Source organism: Brevundimonas sp. EU05-FHT14B11 (genome assembly GCF_058790835.1).
The window spans coordinates 931371-946275 of record NZ_JBYTCY010000002.1 but is presented as its reverse complement, the minus strand read 5'-3'; the positions used below and the strand labels follow the sequence as shown (position 1 = coordinate 946275).

General features: G+C 69.9%; 12 protein-coding genes. 11 read left to right on the top strand and 1 reads right to left on the bottom strand.

What is annotated here, in order from left to right; genetic code table 11:
* Positions 1-96: 96 nt before the first annotated feature.
* On the bottom strand, positions 97-1302 hold the full coding sequence (locus tag AC3WRV_RS12010; protein ID WP_492313434.1) for a pyridoxal phosphate-dependent aminotransferase: 1206 nt from the start codon (positions 1300-1302) through the stop codon (positions 97-99).
* A 144-nt stretch (positions 1303-1446) separates the two neighbouring features.
* On the opposite strand from AC3WRV_RS12010, the gene AC3WRV_RS12005 reads away from it, so the two are divergent.
* The 11 genes from AC3WRV_RS12005 to AC3WRV_RS11955 all read left to right on the top strand — a co-directional run bounded on the left by AC3WRV_RS12005 (position 1447) and on the right by AC3WRV_RS11955 (position 14851).
* Positions 1447-3891: a GH92 family glycosyl hydrolase gene (locus AC3WRV_RS12005; protein WP_492313433.1), complete on the top strand. Its 2445-nt coding sequence runs from the start codon at positions 1447-1449 to the stop codon at positions 3889-3891.
* Positions 3892-3964: 73 nt separating this feature from the next.
* Positions 3965-4999, top strand: coding sequence for a ligase-associated DNA damage response exonuclease (locus AC3WRV_RS12000; protein WP_492313432.1), 1035 nt, complete (start codon positions 3965-3967; stop codon positions 4997-4999).
* Positions 4999-6609: a cisplatin damage response ATP-dependent DNA ligase gene (locus tag AC3WRV_RS11995; protein WP_492313431.1), complete on the top strand. Its 1611-nt coding sequence runs from the start codon at positions 4999-5001 to the stop codon at positions 6607-6609. Before AC3WRV_RS12000 ends, AC3WRV_RS11995 begins: the two co-directional genes overlap by 1 nt.
* A 75-nt stretch (positions 6610-6684) precedes the next feature.
* Entirely contained in the window at positions 6685-7407 is a 723-nt protein-coding gene (locus tag AC3WRV_RS11990) for a TVP38/TMEM64 family protein (RefSeq protein WP_492313430.1), read from the top strand.
* Between the two features lie 66 nt (positions 7408-7473).
* A complete protein-coding gene (locus AC3WRV_RS11985; protein ID WP_492313429.1) occupies positions 7474-8091 on the top strand; it encodes a glutathione S-transferase family protein in 618 nt (205 codons plus the stop codon).
* Between the two features lie 238 nt (positions 8092-8329).
* Positions 8330-9370 carry a rod shape-determining protein gene (locus tag AC3WRV_RS11980; RefSeq protein ID WP_291841037.1) on the top strand — a complete coding sequence of 347 codons (1041 nt, stop codon included), beginning with the start codon at positions 8330-8332 and terminating at the stop codon, positions 9368-9370.
* A gap of 138 nt (positions 9371-9508) precedes the next feature.
* Positions 9509-10627 (top strand): rod shape-determining protein MreC, encoded by a 1119-nt coding sequence (mreC, locus tag AC3WRV_RS11975; protein ID WP_492313428.1) that lies wholly within the window; start codon positions 9509-9511, stop codon positions 10625-10627.
* On the top strand, positions 10624-11148 hold the full coding sequence (locus AC3WRV_RS11970) for a hypothetical protein (protein ID WP_291840191.1): 525 nt from the start codon (positions 10624-10626) through the stop codon (positions 11146-11148). The genes mreC and AC3WRV_RS11970 overlap by 4 nt, the downstream gene beginning before the upstream one ends.
* On the top strand, positions 11145-13184 hold the full coding sequence (gene mrdA, locus AC3WRV_RS11965; RefSeq protein ID WP_492313427.1) for a penicillin-binding protein 2: 2040 nt from the start codon (positions 11145-11147) through the stop codon (positions 13182-13184). Before AC3WRV_RS11970 ends, mrdA begins: the two co-directional genes overlap by 4 nt.
* Entirely contained in the window at positions 13181-14338 is a 1158-nt protein-coding gene (gene rodA, locus AC3WRV_RS11960; protein ID WP_291840198.1) for a rod shape-determining protein RodA, read from the top strand. Before mrdA ends, rodA begins: the two co-directional genes overlap by 4 nt.
* A 27-nt stretch (positions 14339-14365) precedes the next feature.
* Positions 14366-14851, top strand: a complete 486-nt coding sequence (locus AC3WRV_RS11955) for a DUF6173 family protein (protein ID WP_291840201.1) — start codon at positions 14366-14368, stop codon at positions 14849-14851.
* Positions 14852-14905: the final 54 nt, after the last annotated feature.

Sequence of the window (14905 nt, the reverse complement as noted above, 5' to 3'; positions counted from 1 at the left end):
GCCGTGGACGGCTCCCCCTCTTTCCGTTTCTGGAGCTGACAGCCCGCTCATCCGGGCGGCTCCACCGCCCGCCTTCTCCCCCGAGGGGAGAAGGGCTTACTTGAGGCTGGCGCAGAAGCGCTGGATCCGCTCGCAGGCGGCTTCCAGCACGTCTTCCGACGTCGCGTAGCTGATGCGGAAATAGGGGCTGAGGCCAAAGGCTTCGCCTTGCACGACGGCCACGCCCTCGGCGTTGAGCAGTTCGGCGGCGAAGGTCCCGTCGCTGTCGATGACCACGCCCGTCTCCGTCGTCTTGCCGATCAGGCCGGCGATGGACGGATAGACGTAGAAGGCGCCCTCGGGCGTGGCGCAGGTGACGCCCGCCGTCTGGTTCAGCATGGAGACGACCAGATCGCGACGCTTCTCGAAGGCGGCGCGGCGTTCGGCCATGAAGTCCTGCGGGCCGTTCAGGGCCTCGACCGCCGCCCACTGGCTGATGCTGGCGGGGTTGGAGGTCGTCTGGCTGGCCACCTTGCGCATCAGGTCGATCAGCGGCTTGGGCCCGCCCGCGTAGCCGATGCGCCAGCCGGTCATGGCGTAGGCCTTGCTGACGCCATTGACCGTCAGGGTGCGGTCGATCAGGTCCGGCGCCACCTGGGCGATGGTGGTGTATTCGAAGTCGCCGTAGACGAGGTGCTCGTACATGTCGTCGGTCAGCACCCAGACGTGCGGGTGGCGACGCAGCACCTCGGCCAGACCTTCCAGCTCGGCGCGGGTATAGGCGGCGCCGGTGGGGTTGGACGGGCTGTTCAGGATCAGCCAGCGGGTCCTGGGGGTGATCGCCGCCTCGAGCACGGCGGGCAGCAGCTTGAAGCCGTCCTTCTCCTCGCCGACCACGGTGACGGGCTCGCCGCCGGCCAGCAGGACCATGTCCGGATAGGAGACCCAGTAGGGGGCGGGCACGATCACCTCATCGCCGGAGTTCAGGGTGGCGACCAGGGCGTTGAAGATGACCGGCTTGCCGCCGGGAGCGACGTGGATCTGGGCCGGGCTGTAGTCCAGGCCGTTCTCGCGCTTGAACTTGGCCGAGATGGCGGCTTTCAGCTGGGGCATGCCGTCGGCGTCGGTGTACTTCGTCTCACCGCGCGTGATGGCGTCGATGGCGGCCTGTTTGATGTTCTCGGGGGTGTCGAAGTCCGGTTCGCCGGCGCCCAGGCCGATCACGTCGCGGCCTTCCGCTTTCAGCTGCCGCGCCTGAGCGGTCACCGCGAGGGTGGCCGAAGGCTTGACGCGGGCGAGGGCGGAGGACTGCAGGCTGGACATGGCGACTCCCGAGGACGGCGGTCCTCATTACGCAGTTGCGAAGGAGGGATCAAATGACGAGACGCTACGCTTCCTTGCCGGTTCACAGCCGCCCCTCATCCCCCTAGGTTCGCGACCACAAAACAGCGCTTCGGGGAGGAAGCCATGACGGGGAAGACGATCGCCCGGATCGGACGGGCGATGGCGGCGGTCGTCGCCCTGAGTCTGACGCAGGCCGCCCCGGTTCTGGCCCGGCCGGGTCCGGGTTCGCCCGGTGCCTCGGCTGCGGTGAACACCTTCATCGGCACGCGGGACGAGGGGAACACCTTCCCCGGCGCCTCGGCCCCCTTCGGCCTGATCCAGGTCAGTCCGATCGGTTCGCACTATGCGGGCTGGCGCTATGACGACGAGACCATCCGGGGCTTTGGACGCTCGTTCGTCTCGGGCGCCGGCTGCTGGGAGCAGGGCGGGCAGGTGTCCGTGCTGCCGGTGACCGGCTCCATCGCCCCGGGCGGCGCCTTCGACACGGCCAAGGCCGCCAGCTTCGACCACAAGGCCTATGCGTCCCGCTACACCCACGAGGGCGAGGTGGGGCAGGCGGGCTATTACAAGGTGCGGCTGACCGACTACGGCGGCATCGACGTGGAGGCCACGGCCCTGACCCGGGCGGCGGCCGAGCGCTACACCTTCGCGGCGGGCCAGACGCAGGGTCACGTCCTGATCAACGTCAGCCAGGCCAATGAGCGCCACCGCGTCGTCGGCAGCCAGGTCCGCGTCGTCGGCGACCGCGCCATCGAGGGCAAGGTGACGACCTCGAGCTTCTGCGGCGGCCATCAGTACGCGACCTGGTTCCGCATCGAGTTCGACCGGCCGTTCAGCGGCTTCGGCGTCTGGGGGCAGGCGGGCGGAACGCCGGGCGCGCGCTTCGGCATGGAGAGCGAGCACGATCCCCGGAACGGCGCCTGGGTGACGTTCGATCTGTCCGGCGGTCGGGCGGTGACGGCGGTCAGCGCCATCTCGCATGTCGATCAGGAGGGCGCGCGCAACAATCTGGAGGCCGAGGGGCGTGCCGACGGGCGGCTGATCGGCTTCGACGCCATGCGCGACGCGGCCCAGGGCGCCTGGAACCGCGAGCTGGGGGCCGTGCGGGTCGCCGGCGGCGATCACGACGCCCGCGCGGTCTTCTACACCGCCCTGTACCACGCCCTGCTGCAGCCCATGACCGGCAGCGACGCCGACGGGCGCTATCGCGGCTACGACGACCAGATCCGCGTGGCCGACGGCTGGACCTATCACGAGTATTTTTCGCTGTGGGACACCTACCGGTCCCAGAACCAGCTGCTGGCCATGCTGAAGCCGGATCGGGCCCGCGACATCGCCCGGTCGGTGCTGGCCATCGACGAACAGGGCGGCTGGCTGCCGCGCTGGGGCTACGCCAGCTTCGAGACCAATGTCATGACCGGCGACCCGGTGACGCCCTTCCTGGTCGACCTGTGGCGCTTCGGGGCGCTGGAGGGGCGCGAGCGACAGGCGTGGACGGCGCTGCGCCGCAACGCCTTCGAGACGCCGCCGCTGAACTCGCGCCACGGCGGCCGGCCGGGCAACCCCAGCTATCTGGCGAACGGCTATGTCCAGTTCGACCGCGCCTATCCGGCCAAGGGCATGGACACGGATCCGCACCACGGCGGCTCAGCGACGATGGAATATGCGCTGGCCGACTGTTCGCTGGCGCTGATGGGCGAGGCGCTGGGCCGGACGGCGGACGCGGCGGCGCTGCGCCGGCGGGGCGGGAACTGGCGCAGGGTCTGGGACGCGAGCGTCGCGGATCCGCAGAGCGACTTCACCGGCTTCCCGCGCCCGCGCATGGAGGACGGCGACTGGTTCACGCCCCCGACCGGCGCCTATGATCCGACCTCCCACTACGGCTTCCACGAAGGCACGGCCTGGCAGTACCAGTGGCTGGTCCCGCAGGATGTGGCGGGGATGAGCGAGGCCATGGGCGGAAGGGACCGCACCCTGGCGCGGCTGGACCGCTTCTTCGCCATCGACAAGGTCGCCGCCGACCCACAGGCCGCGCGGGCGGAGTGGGTGGCGGGGCCGTACGCCTATTACGGCCAGCACCGCTACAACCCGAACAACGAGCCGACCATGCACACGCCGTGGATCTACACCCTGCTGGGCCGGCCCGACCGGACGGCCGAGGTGGTCCGCGCCGCCCAGACCCTGTTCACCAACGCTCCCAACGGCGTCACCGGCAACGACGACCTGGGGACCATGTCCGCCTGGTATCTGTTCGGGGCGATGGGCCTGTACCCCGGGATGCCGGGGACGGGGCAACTGCTGGTCGGCGCGCCGCGGTTCGAGGCGGTGGAGATCGACCTGGGCGAGGGGCGGACGCTGCGCATCAAGGCGCCGGGCGCCGGCGGGGCGCGGGCGCAGTACATCGCGGGCGTGCGCTGGGACGGGCAGGCGGTCGACCAGGTCTGGCTGGGCTGGGACCGTCTGAAGCGGGGCGGCCGTCTGGACCTGACCCTGACGGACCGGGCGGAGGCGACCAACTGGGGGCGGGAGCTGGGCGCCGCGCCTGTGGGAGCGTGCGCCGCCGCCTGAGCTGAAATCGGCGGCGGACGGACACCTTTGCCGTCCGCCGCGTTCAGCTCTCGACCCTTGCCGTCGGAGACGCATGCGACCGATCCAGAACTCTGATGCGCCGCTGCTGCCGGAGGCCGTGCTGCGCCCGACGCCGCAGGGGCTGTGGTGCCCGGAAGGCGGCTTCTTCATCGATCCGCCGGCGCCGGTGGATCGGGCGGTCATCACCCATGGACACGCCGACCATGCGCGGGCGGGTCACGGCGCGGTGCTGGCCACGCCGGAGACGCTGGCCATCATGGCGGAGCGGTACGGCCAGGACTTCGCGGGCTCGACCCAGCGGCTGGCCTACGGCGAGCGGGTGACGGTCGGCGGCGTCGAGGTGTCGCTGGCCCCGGCGGGCCATGTGCTGGGCTCGGCGCAGGCGACGGTGCGGCGGGGCGGGCTGACCATCACGGCGTCGGGCGACTACAAGCGCCGCCGCGACCCGACCTGCGCCGCGTTCGAGCCGGTGCGCAGCGATGTGTTCATCACCGAGGCGACCTTTGGCCTGCCGGTCTTCCGCCACCCGCCGGACAGCCAGGAGATCGCCCGCCTGCTGCGGTCGGTGGTCCAGTTTCCCGAGCGGGCGCATCTGGTCGGCGCCTATGCGCTGGGCAAGGCGCAGCGGGTGATCCGGCTGCTGCGCGAGGCGGGTTATGACGAGACGATCTATGTCCACGGCGCGCTGGAGCGGCTGAACCGGCTGTATGAGCATTTCGGCGTCGATCTGGGACCGCTGGCGCCCGCGACGGGGTCGAAGGCGGACTTCGCCGGACGGATCATCATCGCGCCGCCGTCGGCCATCGCGGACCGGTGGAGCCGCCGGTTCCCCGACCCGGTCACCGCCTTCGCCTCGGGCTGGATGAGCGTGCGGGCGAGGGCGCGGCAGCGGGGTGTGGAACTGCCCCTGGTGCTGTCGGACCACGCGGACTGGGACGAACTGACCGCGACCCTGACCGAGCTGTCGCCGGACGAGACCTGGATCACCCATGGCCGGGACGACGCCCTGCGCCGGTGGGCGGAACTGAACGGGTTGAAGGCGCGCGCCCTGCATCTGGTCGGCTATGAGGACGAGGACGACGACTGATGCGCGCCTTCGCCGCCCTGCTGGACCGGCTGTCCCTGACGGCGTCGCGCAACGCCAAGCTCCGGCTGATCCGCGACCATCTGGCCGATGCGCCGGATCCGGACCGAGGCTGGGCCCTGGCGGCGCTGACCGGGGCGCTGTCATTCAATGCGGCCAAGCCGGGGATGATCCGGTCGGCGGTCGAGGCCCGGGTGGACGCCGAGCTTTTCCGCCTGTCCTACGACTATGTGGGCGACCTGGCCGAGACCGTGGCCCTGATCTGGCCGGCCCGCCACGGCGCGAACCGGGAGCCGGAGCTGTCGGAGGTCGTCGACGCCCTGGGCCAGGCGAAGCGCGGAGAGGTGCAGGGCCTTCTCGAAGGCTGGCTGGACGCCCTGGACGCCGACGGCCGCTGGGCGCTGCTGAAGCTGGTGACGGGCGGCCTGAGGGTCGGGGTGTCGGCGCGGCTGGCGTGGCAGGCGGCGGCGGATTTCGGCGGGGTGGAGGTCGCGGACATCCAGGAGGTCTGGCACGCCCAGAGCCCGCCCTACGCCGACCTTCTGGCCTGGCTGGACGGCAGGGCGGAGCGGCCCTCGGCTGAGGCGCACGGGCGGTTCCGCCCGGTCATGCTGGCCCAGCCGATCGACGAGGCCGTGGATTTCGCCCGACTGGACCCGGCGGCCTATGCGGCGGAATGGAAATGGGACGGCATCCGCGTGCAGGCCGTCAGCGAGGGCGGGGTGAAGCGGCTGTACAGCCGCACCGGCGAGGATGTGTCGCCCGCCTTTCCCGACGTGCTGGCCGCCCTGACCTATGACGGCGTGATCGACGGCGAGCTGCTGGTCCTGCGCGAGGGACGGGCGGGGTCGTTCGGCGACCTGCAGCAGCGGCTGAACCGCAAGACGGCGGACGCCAAGCTGGCGGCGGCGCATCCGGCGGGCATTCGCGCCTACGACCTGCTGGCGGCCGGGGGCGAGGACCTGCGCGGATTGCCCTTCGCCGAGCGCCGGGCGCGGCTGGAGGCCTTCGTGGCGGCGGCGGGCTCCGGCCGGTTGGACCTGTCGCCCCTGGTGGCCTTCGACAGCTGGGAGGCGCTGGCGGCGCAGCGGGCCGAACCGCCGCCGGGCGATCCGCAGTCCGCCGAGGGGCTGATGCTGAAGCGGCTGGACAGCGTCTATGAGGCCGGACGGCCCAAGGGGCCCTGGTTCAAGTGGAAGCGCGACCCGCACCTGATCGACGCGGTGCTGATGTACGCCCAGCGCGGGCACGGGAAGCGCTCCAGCTTCTATTCCGACTACACCTTCGGCGTCTGGACCGAGGACGTCGATGGGAGCCACGTGCTGACCCCCGTGGGCAAGGCCTATTTCGGCTTCACCGACGAGGAGCTGAAACAGCTCGACAAATTCGTGCGCGACAACACCGTCGAGCGGTTCGGGCCGGTGCGGTCGGTCAAGGCGAGCCGGGATTTCGGCCTGGTGCTGGAGGTGGCGTTCGAGGGACTGCAACGCTCCAAGCGGCACAAGTCCGGGGTCGCCATGCGCTTTCCCCGCATCCACCGCATCCGCTGGGACAAGCCGGCGGGAGAGGCGGATGACCTGGCGACGCTGGAGCGGATGCTGGACCCGAGTTGAGCCCGAGGCGGTTTACGGATCGGCCGGAGTCCGTGCAAATGGCGGCGCATTCGCTGAATGAGCCGGAACCGCCCCTTGCGCCGCATCCTCGACTTCATCCTGAACATGGAGGGCCGCCGGTGGCGGGCCCTGCTGGCGACCGCGCTGCTGCTGGCCGGGGTCGTCGCCCTGTTCCTGGTCGGCAAGCACCAGCTCGAGCTCGGCGCTGAAGGTCAGCTCGAGGCGTGGATGAGCGGGTTCCGGACGGGGCCGTGGGGCGTGTTCGTCGCCATTTTCGTGTTCACCGTCGCCGCCTTCCTGGGCCTTCCGCAGTTCCTGCTGATCGCCGCCTGCGTGGTGGCGTTCGGGCCGTGGTTCGGCTTCCTCTACAGCTGGGTCGCCACCATCGTTTCGGCGGGCGCGACCTACTGGCTGGGGCGAGGGCCGACGGCGCGGGCGCTGGAGCGGTTCGGGGGGCGCACCGCCGACCGGCTGAAGCGGTTCGTCGGCGACAACGCCTTCTACGCCAGCTTCATGATCCGCAACGTGCCCTCGGCGCCCTTCATCGTGGTCAACATGGCCTTTGGGGCGACGCGAGCGAACTTCTGGGGCTTCCTGGCCGGATGCGCGCTCGGCGTCTTGCCCAAGACGGTGCTGGTCGCCTTCTTCGGCGGGGCGGTGGTGTCGGCGGTGTCAGGCGACGGGATCTGGACCTCGCTGATCCTGGCGGCGGTCGCGGTGGTCTGGCTGGGCCTGATGCTGGCGGTGCGCGAGTTCGTGAAGCGGCGCGAGAAGGCGGCGGGCGTCGCCGAAGACTGAGGGCTGAGGGAAAGGGACGGGGCTCCGCGCGTTTCCCTGCTGTCCATCCCCGCAGGAGAGACCCCCATGCTGAAGCTCTATTACTCGCCCGGCGCCTGCGCCATGGCCTCGCATATCGCGCTGGAGGAGGCCGGGGCCGACTATGAGCTGGTGAAGATCGACCTGCGCAGGGGCGAGCAGAAGACGCCGGAGTATCTGGCCGTGAACCCCGCGGGCGTGACGCCGGCCCTGGTCGCGGACGCGGGCGTGCTGACCGAGAACCTGGTCATCATGGGCTATGTCGCCCAGACCCATCCGGAGGCGAAGCTGGCCCCCAACGACTCGCCGTTCGAGTTCGGCCAGATGCAGTCCTTTAACGGTTTCCTGGCGTCCTCCCTTCATCCGGCCATCGGCCCGGTGCTGTTCGCCCACCCGCCGCTGGAGGGCGAGGCGAGGGCGGCGGCGCTGGAGAAGGCGCTGGCCCGCTACGACCTGGTCGAACACCATCTGCTGAAGGGGCCGTGGGCGATGGGCGAGGCCTATACGGTGGCCGACGGCTATCTGTCGGTGTTCACCCGCTGGCTGAGGCTGAACGACCTTCTGGACAAGGAGCGTTTCCCCAAGCTGAACGCCCATCTGAACCTGGTGCAGGCGCGTCCGGCGGTGGCGAAGGTGCTGCATATGGAGGGGTTGCACCCGGCCTGAGCGGACGGCGCGCCGACCTTGCCTGACACTATCGTGAACGGCCTGTCCCCCTTCCGGGACCATGCAGCGTTCACGGGGCTTGTATTCGCCTCCGCACACGGGCAAACGAGCCCTCGGTCGGTCCGGCGAAGACGATCAGGAGGCGGCGCGTATGGGGATATGCGAAGCCGGGGCGTCGCCGAAACGGATCAAGTCAGACGCACGCCCTTAAGGCCCGAACGAACGGTATCCCAGGCCCATGTTCTCCCACGTATTCGGCACGATTTCGAACGACATCGCCATCGATCTCGGCACCGCCAACACCCTGATCTACATGAAGGGCAAGGGCATCGTTCTGAACGAGCCATCGGTCGTCGCGCTGCGGAATGTCGGTGGACGGAAGATCGTCCACGCCGTGGGCATCGAGGCCAAGCAGATGCTGGGCCGCACCCCCGGTCACATGGAGGCGATCCGCCCCATGCGCGACGGCGTCATCGCCGACTTCGAAGTCGCCGAAGAGATGATCAAGCACTTCATCCGCAAGGTTCATAACCGCCGCGGCTTCGTGAACCCGAAGATCATCGTCTGCGTGCCGTCGGGCGCCACGGCCGTCGAGCGTCGCGCCATCAACGATTCCTGCCTGAACGCCGGCGCCCGCCGCGTGGGCCTGATCGACGAGCCGATGGCCGCCGCCATCGGCGCCGGCCTGCCGATCCACGAGCCGACCGGCTCGATGGTCGTCGACATCGGCGGCGGCACCACCGAGGTGGCCGTGCTGTCGCTGTCGGGCATCGTCTATTCGCGTTCGGTCCGTGTCGGCGGCGACAAGATGGACGAGGCGATCATCTCGTACATGCGCCGCAACCATAACCTGCTGATCGGCGAGACCACCGCCGAGCGCATCAAGAAGGACATCGGCACCGCCCGCATCCCGGCCGACGGCGAAGGCCTGTCGATCGATGTGAAGGGCCGCGACCTGATGCAGGGCGTGCCGCGCGAAGTCCGCATCTCGGAACGCCAGGCCGCCGAAGCGCTGGCCGAGCCGGTGTCGCAGATCGTGGAGGCCGTGAAGGTCGCCCTGGAAGCCACCCCGCCGGAACTGGCCGCCGACATCGCCGACAAGGGCATCATGCTGACCGGCGGCGGCGCCCTGCTGCGCGGCCTGGACGCTGAAATCCGCGACCACACGGGCCTGCCGGTCTCGGTCGCCGACGATCCGCTGTCGTGCGTGGCCATCGGCTGCGGTCGCGTTCTGGAGCATCCCCGGTGGATGAAGGGCGTGCTCGACTCGGCCCTCTAAGGCCAAGTTCCAGAGAATGCCTCAAATCCCTGTCATCACAGGGATTACGCCGGTTCCCAACTGGCCCGGATTTTGCGATAGGCTCGGCACATCGGCTGGGGGAGTCCCGCTGATTCCCTTTTTTGAGGAAGGCGCGCCGTGGCGTTTCGCGACGGACCGTTCGAGAACATCAAGGTGCCGCTGGTTGCGACCGCGGCGGTCGCTGTCGCGGCCGCGGCGATCTGCGCCGGCCTGCTGCTGGTCAGCGACGGACGGGCGCAGGCCTCGCCCTACCAGCCTGCTCGCGCCGGGGTGGAGACCGTGGCCGGTCCGGTCGGCGGCGTCTTCGCCGCCCCGGTCCGCTGGTTCGGCCAGGCCAGCGACTACATCGGCGGCTATTTCTTCGCCGTCTCCGAGAACCGCCGCCTGAAGCGCGAACTGGCCGAACTCGAGCCGTGGCGCGACCAGGCGATCGCCCTGAAGAACATCAACGGCCGCTACGAGGCCATGCTGGGCCTGCGGCCCGAGCCTGACGTGCCGATGCGTACGGCCCGCTCCGTTTCCGACTCGCGCGGCCCCTTCTCCAACGCCCGCCTGCTGGACATCGGTTCGGGCCGCGGCGTGAAGGTCGGCAATCCGGTAATCAACGAGCACGGTCTGATCGGCCGCATCGTCGGGGCGTCCGACAACGTCAGCCGCATGGTGCTGCTCACCGACGTGGCCAGCCGCACGCCGGTCCTGGTCGACCGCACCGACGCCCGCGCGATCCTGACCGGCGACGGCTCGGGCAATCCGCGCCTGGAGTTCGTGCGCGGCGTGGGCTCGGTCCAGGCCGGCGACCGGATCCTGACCTCGGGCGACGGCGGCGGCTTCCCGCGCGGCGTGCCGATCGGCGTCGCGGCCAAGGGCATCGACGGTTCATGGCGGGTCAAGCTGTTCAGCGACCGCGGGGCCATCGACTATGTGAAGATCCTGCTGTTCGAGGACTTCGGCCAGCTGGTCGGCTCCAATGACCTGAACGCCCCGCCGCTGGCGGCGCTGGACACCCTGCCGGAAGCGACCGGCGCCCAGTCCGCCGCCATCGATGACGCCGCCGCCCGTCGTCGCGCCGCGGCCGCGGCCCAGGCCGAACGCATCCGCGCCGCCAACGCCGCGCCGCCGGTTCCGACGCCCGCGCCCGTCGCGCCGCGCCAGCAGACCGCGCCGCCGCCCGCCCGGCCCGCGCCGCAACCGGTTCAGCCGGCGCCGCAAGAGACGCCCTCGGGAGGGACCGAATGAGACGGCCCGTCGCGGTCCGCGTCGTCGGGCCGGTGCAGTGGATCGTCTATCCGGCCCTCATCACGGTCGCGGTGACCATGATCCTGGCCACGCCGGTCAAGCTGTTCGGCTTCAGCCTGCCTGAGCCGGTCATCCCGCTGGTGCTGGCCTTCGCCTGGCCGTTGATCCGTCCGTCCTGGGTCGCGCCGATGGTGCTGATGGGGGTGGGCCTGTTCCTGGACATCTTCTGGGGCGGGCAGGGGCTGCTGGGCATGTGGGCCCTGGCCCTGCTGGCCGTCTACGCCGTGGTGCTGGGCGCCCGGTCGTTCCTGATCGGCCAGGACACGGCGGTCCTGTTCATCTGGTACGCTTCGTGCTGCGGCCTGGCCTTCTCGATCTGCTACGCGATCGCGTCGTTCAAGATCGGCAACATGCCCAGCATCCTGGCCCTCCTGGGCCAGGTCGTGCCGACGCTGCTGCTGTTCCCGTTCGCGAACACCATGATCGAGCGGTTCGACGACGGCGACGTGAGGTTCCGATGAGCTCGGAACCGTCCATCATCTTCTCGGATCCGAACGAGCGTCAGGGCTCGTTCCTGCGCCGCACCTTCGTGCTGGGCGGCCTGACGACGCTTGGGGGGCTGGCCCTGACCGGCCGTCTGGCCCAGCTGCAGGTGTTCCAGGCGCACGAATATTCGACCCTGGCCAGCCAGAACCAGTTCAACTTCCGCCTGGTGCCGCCGCCGCGCGGGCGGGTGCTGGACCGCAACGGCGTGGTCATCGCCGGCAACCGTCCCAGCTTCCGCGTGCTTGTCGTGCGCGACGAGACCAAGGACCTGGACCAGACCCTGGACCTGCTGGGCCGGCTGCTGCCCGACACCCTGGACCGCCGCCGCACGATCATCCGCGACGTCAACGCCGCGCCGCGCTTCTCGCCGGTGCCGGTCAAGAGCGACCTGACCTGGGAGGAGTTCGCCCGGGTCAACCTGTACGCCAACGAGCTGCCCGGCGTGATGGCCGACATGAACGAGGCGCGCTTCTATCCGTTCGGCGGCGCCTTCGCCCACGTCATCGGCTATGTCGCCAAGGTCTCGGACCGCGACATCAAGGCGATCCGCGACAAGGGGGAAGAACCGCCCCAGATCCTCTACAACCCGGGCTTCCGGATCGGGCGGCAGGGCCTGGAGAAGTCGCTCGACAAGGACCTGCGCGGCGAGGCCGGCGGCACCCGGGTCGAGGTCGACGCGCGCGGGCGGGTGGTGGCCGAGGACATCGGCGGCTCGCGCCCGGCGGTGCCGGGCAAGGACGTGGTCCTGACGCTGGACGCCGACGTGCAGAACCGTGCGCTGGAGGTGTTCGACGACGAGAGCGGCAGCTGCGTCGTGATGGATGTGCGCAACGGCGACATCCTGTGCATGACCTCGTCGCCGTCGTTCGATCCCAATCTGTTCGTCGGCGGCGTGCCGACCTCGATCTATCGGGCGCTCGCCGACTATGAGCGCAAGCCGCTGCTGGACAAGGCGATCAACGGCACCTTCCCGCCGGGATCGACGTTCAAGCCGGCCACCGCGCTGGCGCTGCTGGCGGCGGGGGTCAATCCCGCCCAGCGGGTGGTGTGCACCGGCAGCTTCCGGAACGGCAACCGGACGCAGCGCTGCTGGGGCGTGCACGGTTCGCAGGACATGCACAACGCCATCAAGAACTCGTGCGACGTCTACTTCTACTCCATGTGCAACCGCGCGGGCGTGGACGGCATCCGCGACGCGGCGCTGAAGCTGGGCTTCGAGCACGAGTTCGACATCGGCGTCGGCAACCAGCGCAAGGGCCTGCTGCCGTCCACGGCGTGGAAGCGCAGGACCTTCCCCCGCGACCCGGTCTGGCATCCGGGCGAGACGACCTCGGTGGCGATCGGCCAGGGCGCGGTGCTGGTCAATGCGCTGCAACTGGCGGTCTACACCTCGCGCCTGGCCAACGGACGCAAGGCGATCCAGCCCCGGCTTATCAAGTCGGTCGGCGGCGTGGAGCGGCCGAGCGGCGGCGACGTGCCGGATCTGGAGTTCTCGCGCGAACACCTGGAGATCGTGCGCCAGGGCATGATCGCGGTGGCCAACGACACCTCGGGCACCGCCTATCGCCAGAGCCAGCTGGGCCTGGGCGACATCCAGATGGCGGGCAAGACCGGCACGGCGCAGTCGCGCGACTACCGTCCCGGCCAGTCGCGCAAGTCGAACGTCTGGGCTGAGAAAGACCACAATCTGTTCATCGCCTTCGCCCCGATCGACGCGCCGCGCTACGCCGTGGCCGTGATCATCGAGCACGGCGGCCGCGGCGGGGGCACCGCCGGCGCGCCGCGCGCCCGCGAGGTGATGCGTACGGCGCTGCTGAAGGACCCGGAGATGCGCGACCGCATCACCCGGCCGCTGCCGCCCGAGCCCACCGGGCCCCAGATCGACGAGGGCGACATCGGCGCCGCGCCGGAGCCGGACATCCCCGCGTCGCCCGAACCCCAGGCTCCGCGCGCCGCGGCGCCCAGCGCGACCTCCGGTCCGCGCCCCTACAATCCGGACGCTTCGCAATGACCGCCTCGGCCCTGACCCGTCCCGGCGAGCGCGAGCGGCTGGTCGTCAAGATCGGCCAGATCGACTGGCGCTTCACCAGCCTGCTGTGCGTGATCGCCGGCATCGGCGCGATGATGCTGTATTCGGTCGCCGGCGGCTCTTGGGAGCCCTGGGCGGCCCGCCATCTGATCCGCTTCGGCGTCCTGCTGGTGGTGATGCTGGCGCTGTCGATGGTTCACCTGAAGTGGTGGTTCCGCCTGTCCTATCCGATCTACGGCGTCGCCCTGCTGATGCTGGCGGCGATCGAGGTGCCGGGCCTGGGCTACACCGCGATGGGCGCGACCCGCTGGCTGGACGTCGGCGTCACCCGCATCCAGCCGTCCGAGATCATGAAGATCGGCCTCGTGCTGGCCCTGGCCCGCTGGTACCACAGCGCCTCCGCCAAGGAGGCCAGCTTCCACTGGAAGCTGATCGTTCCGGCCGCCATGATCGGCTTGCCGTTCCTGCTGGTGGCGCACCAGCCCGACCTGGGCTCGGCCATGCTGCTGGGCCTGACCGGCGCGGCGATCATGTTCATGGCCGGCCTGAGCTGGAAGATCATCGCGGGGGTCACGGTCCCCACCCTGGTCGCCGTGCCCTTCTATGTGATGTTCGGCATGCACGACTATCAGCGCCACCGCGTGCTGACCTTCCTCAACCCGGAAGGCGATCCGACGGGCACCGGCTATCACATCACCCAGTCGAAGATCGCGATGGGTTCGGGCGGTCTGCTGGGCAAGGGCTATGGCCTGGGCAGCCAGAGCCAGCTGGAGTTCCTGCCCGAGAAGCACACCGACTTCATCTTCGCGGCCCTGTCGGAGGAGTTCGGCTTCCTCGGCTCCTTCACCGTGATCGCCTGCTACATCGCCATCATCCTGATCGCGCTGCGCATCGCCTCCCTGTCGCACAGCCACTACGGCCGTCTGGGCGCGGCGGGGGTGACGGCGACCTTCGCCCTCTACGTCCTGATCAACGGGGCCATGGTGATGGGTCTGGCGCCGGTCGTGGGCGTGCCCATGCCGCTGCTGTCCTACGGCGGCACGGTGATGCTGACGGTGATGATCGGCTTCGGCCTGGTGCTGGCGACCCGCGTGAACCGCTACGCCGAACTGCCGAAGGGCCACAGCCTGTTCTAGGGCGCTCGAACTCCCTAGATTGGGGGCATGCCCGACACGCCCGCTCCTGACGCCGCCGCTCCCGACGCTCCTGTCGTCGCTCCGCCCTCGATGTTCTCGGATTGCGGCGACAAGCCCTGTCCCGAGCCCGTCCTGCCCAGCGCCACGCCGGAGCAGGCCGCCGCGCTGACCGACGGCGTGCGGATGCGCGAAAACCCCGCCGAATGGGCCTTCGTGCGCCTCTCCAAGCTGATCGAGGACTATGAGAAGGGGCTCGACAAGGACGAGGAGGTGGCCGCGCGCGTCGTCGGCCTGCCCGGCGACGGCGTCATGCAGATCGAGGACGTCGGCTTCTGGGGGCCGGACTTCATCCTGTTCCTGGGGCGCAACAGCGAGGGCCGCCCGGTTCGCCTGATCCAGCACTACGCCCAGATCAACGTCCTGCTCGACGCCCGCCGCAAGCCGGAGGAGCGCGAGGCGCGCCGCATCGGCTTCCAGCTGTCGGAGCTGGTGGAGAAGACGAACCCGAAGTGAGTGAAAATAGGCAATAGGCAGTAGGCAGTAGGGAAGCGGTCCCGGAGGCGTTCT

Bases quoted from the DNA above. Each gene is read 5' to 3' on its own strand.
- mrdA (WP_492313427.1), top strand. From the start codon at position 11,145: ATGAGCTCGGAACCGTCCATCATCTTCTCGGATCCGAACGAGCGTCAG.
- AC3WRV_RS12010 (WP_492313434.1), bottom strand. From the start codon at position 1,302: ATGTCCAGCCTGCAGTCCTCCGCCCTCGCCCGCGTCAAGCCTTCGGCC.
- AC3WRV_RS11985 (WP_492313429.1), top strand. From the start codon at position 7,474: ATGCTGAAGCTCTATTACTCGCCCGGCGCCTGCGCCATGGCCTCGCAT.
- AC3WRV_RS11995 (WP_492313431.1), top strand. From the start codon at position 4,999: ATGCGCGCCTTCGCCGCCCTGCTGGACCGGCTGTCCCTGACGGCGTCG.
- AC3WRV_RS11970 (WP_291840191.1), top strand. From the start codon at position 10,624: ATGAGACGGCCCGTCGCGGTCCGCGTCGTCGGGCCGGTGCAGTGGATC.
- AC3WRV_RS12000 (WP_492313432.1), top strand. From the start codon at position 3,965: ATGCGACCGATCCAGAACTCTGATGCGCCGCTGCTGCCGGAGGCCGTG.
- AC3WRV_RS11955 (WP_291840201.1), top strand. From the start codon at position 14,366: ATGCCCGACACGCCCGCTCCTGACGCCGCCGCTCCCGACGCTCCTGTC.
- AC3WRV_RS11980 (WP_291841037.1), top strand. From the start codon at position 8,330: ATGTTCTCCCACGTATTCGGCACGATTTCGAACGACATCGCCATCGAT.
- AC3WRV_RS12005 (WP_492313433.1), top strand. From the start codon at position 1,447: ATGACGGGGAAGACGATCGCCCGGATCGGACGGGCGATGGCGGCGGTC.
- rodA (WP_291840198.1), top strand. From the start codon at position 13,181: ATGACCGCCTCGGCCCTGACCCGTCCCGGCGAGCGCGAGCGGCTGGTC.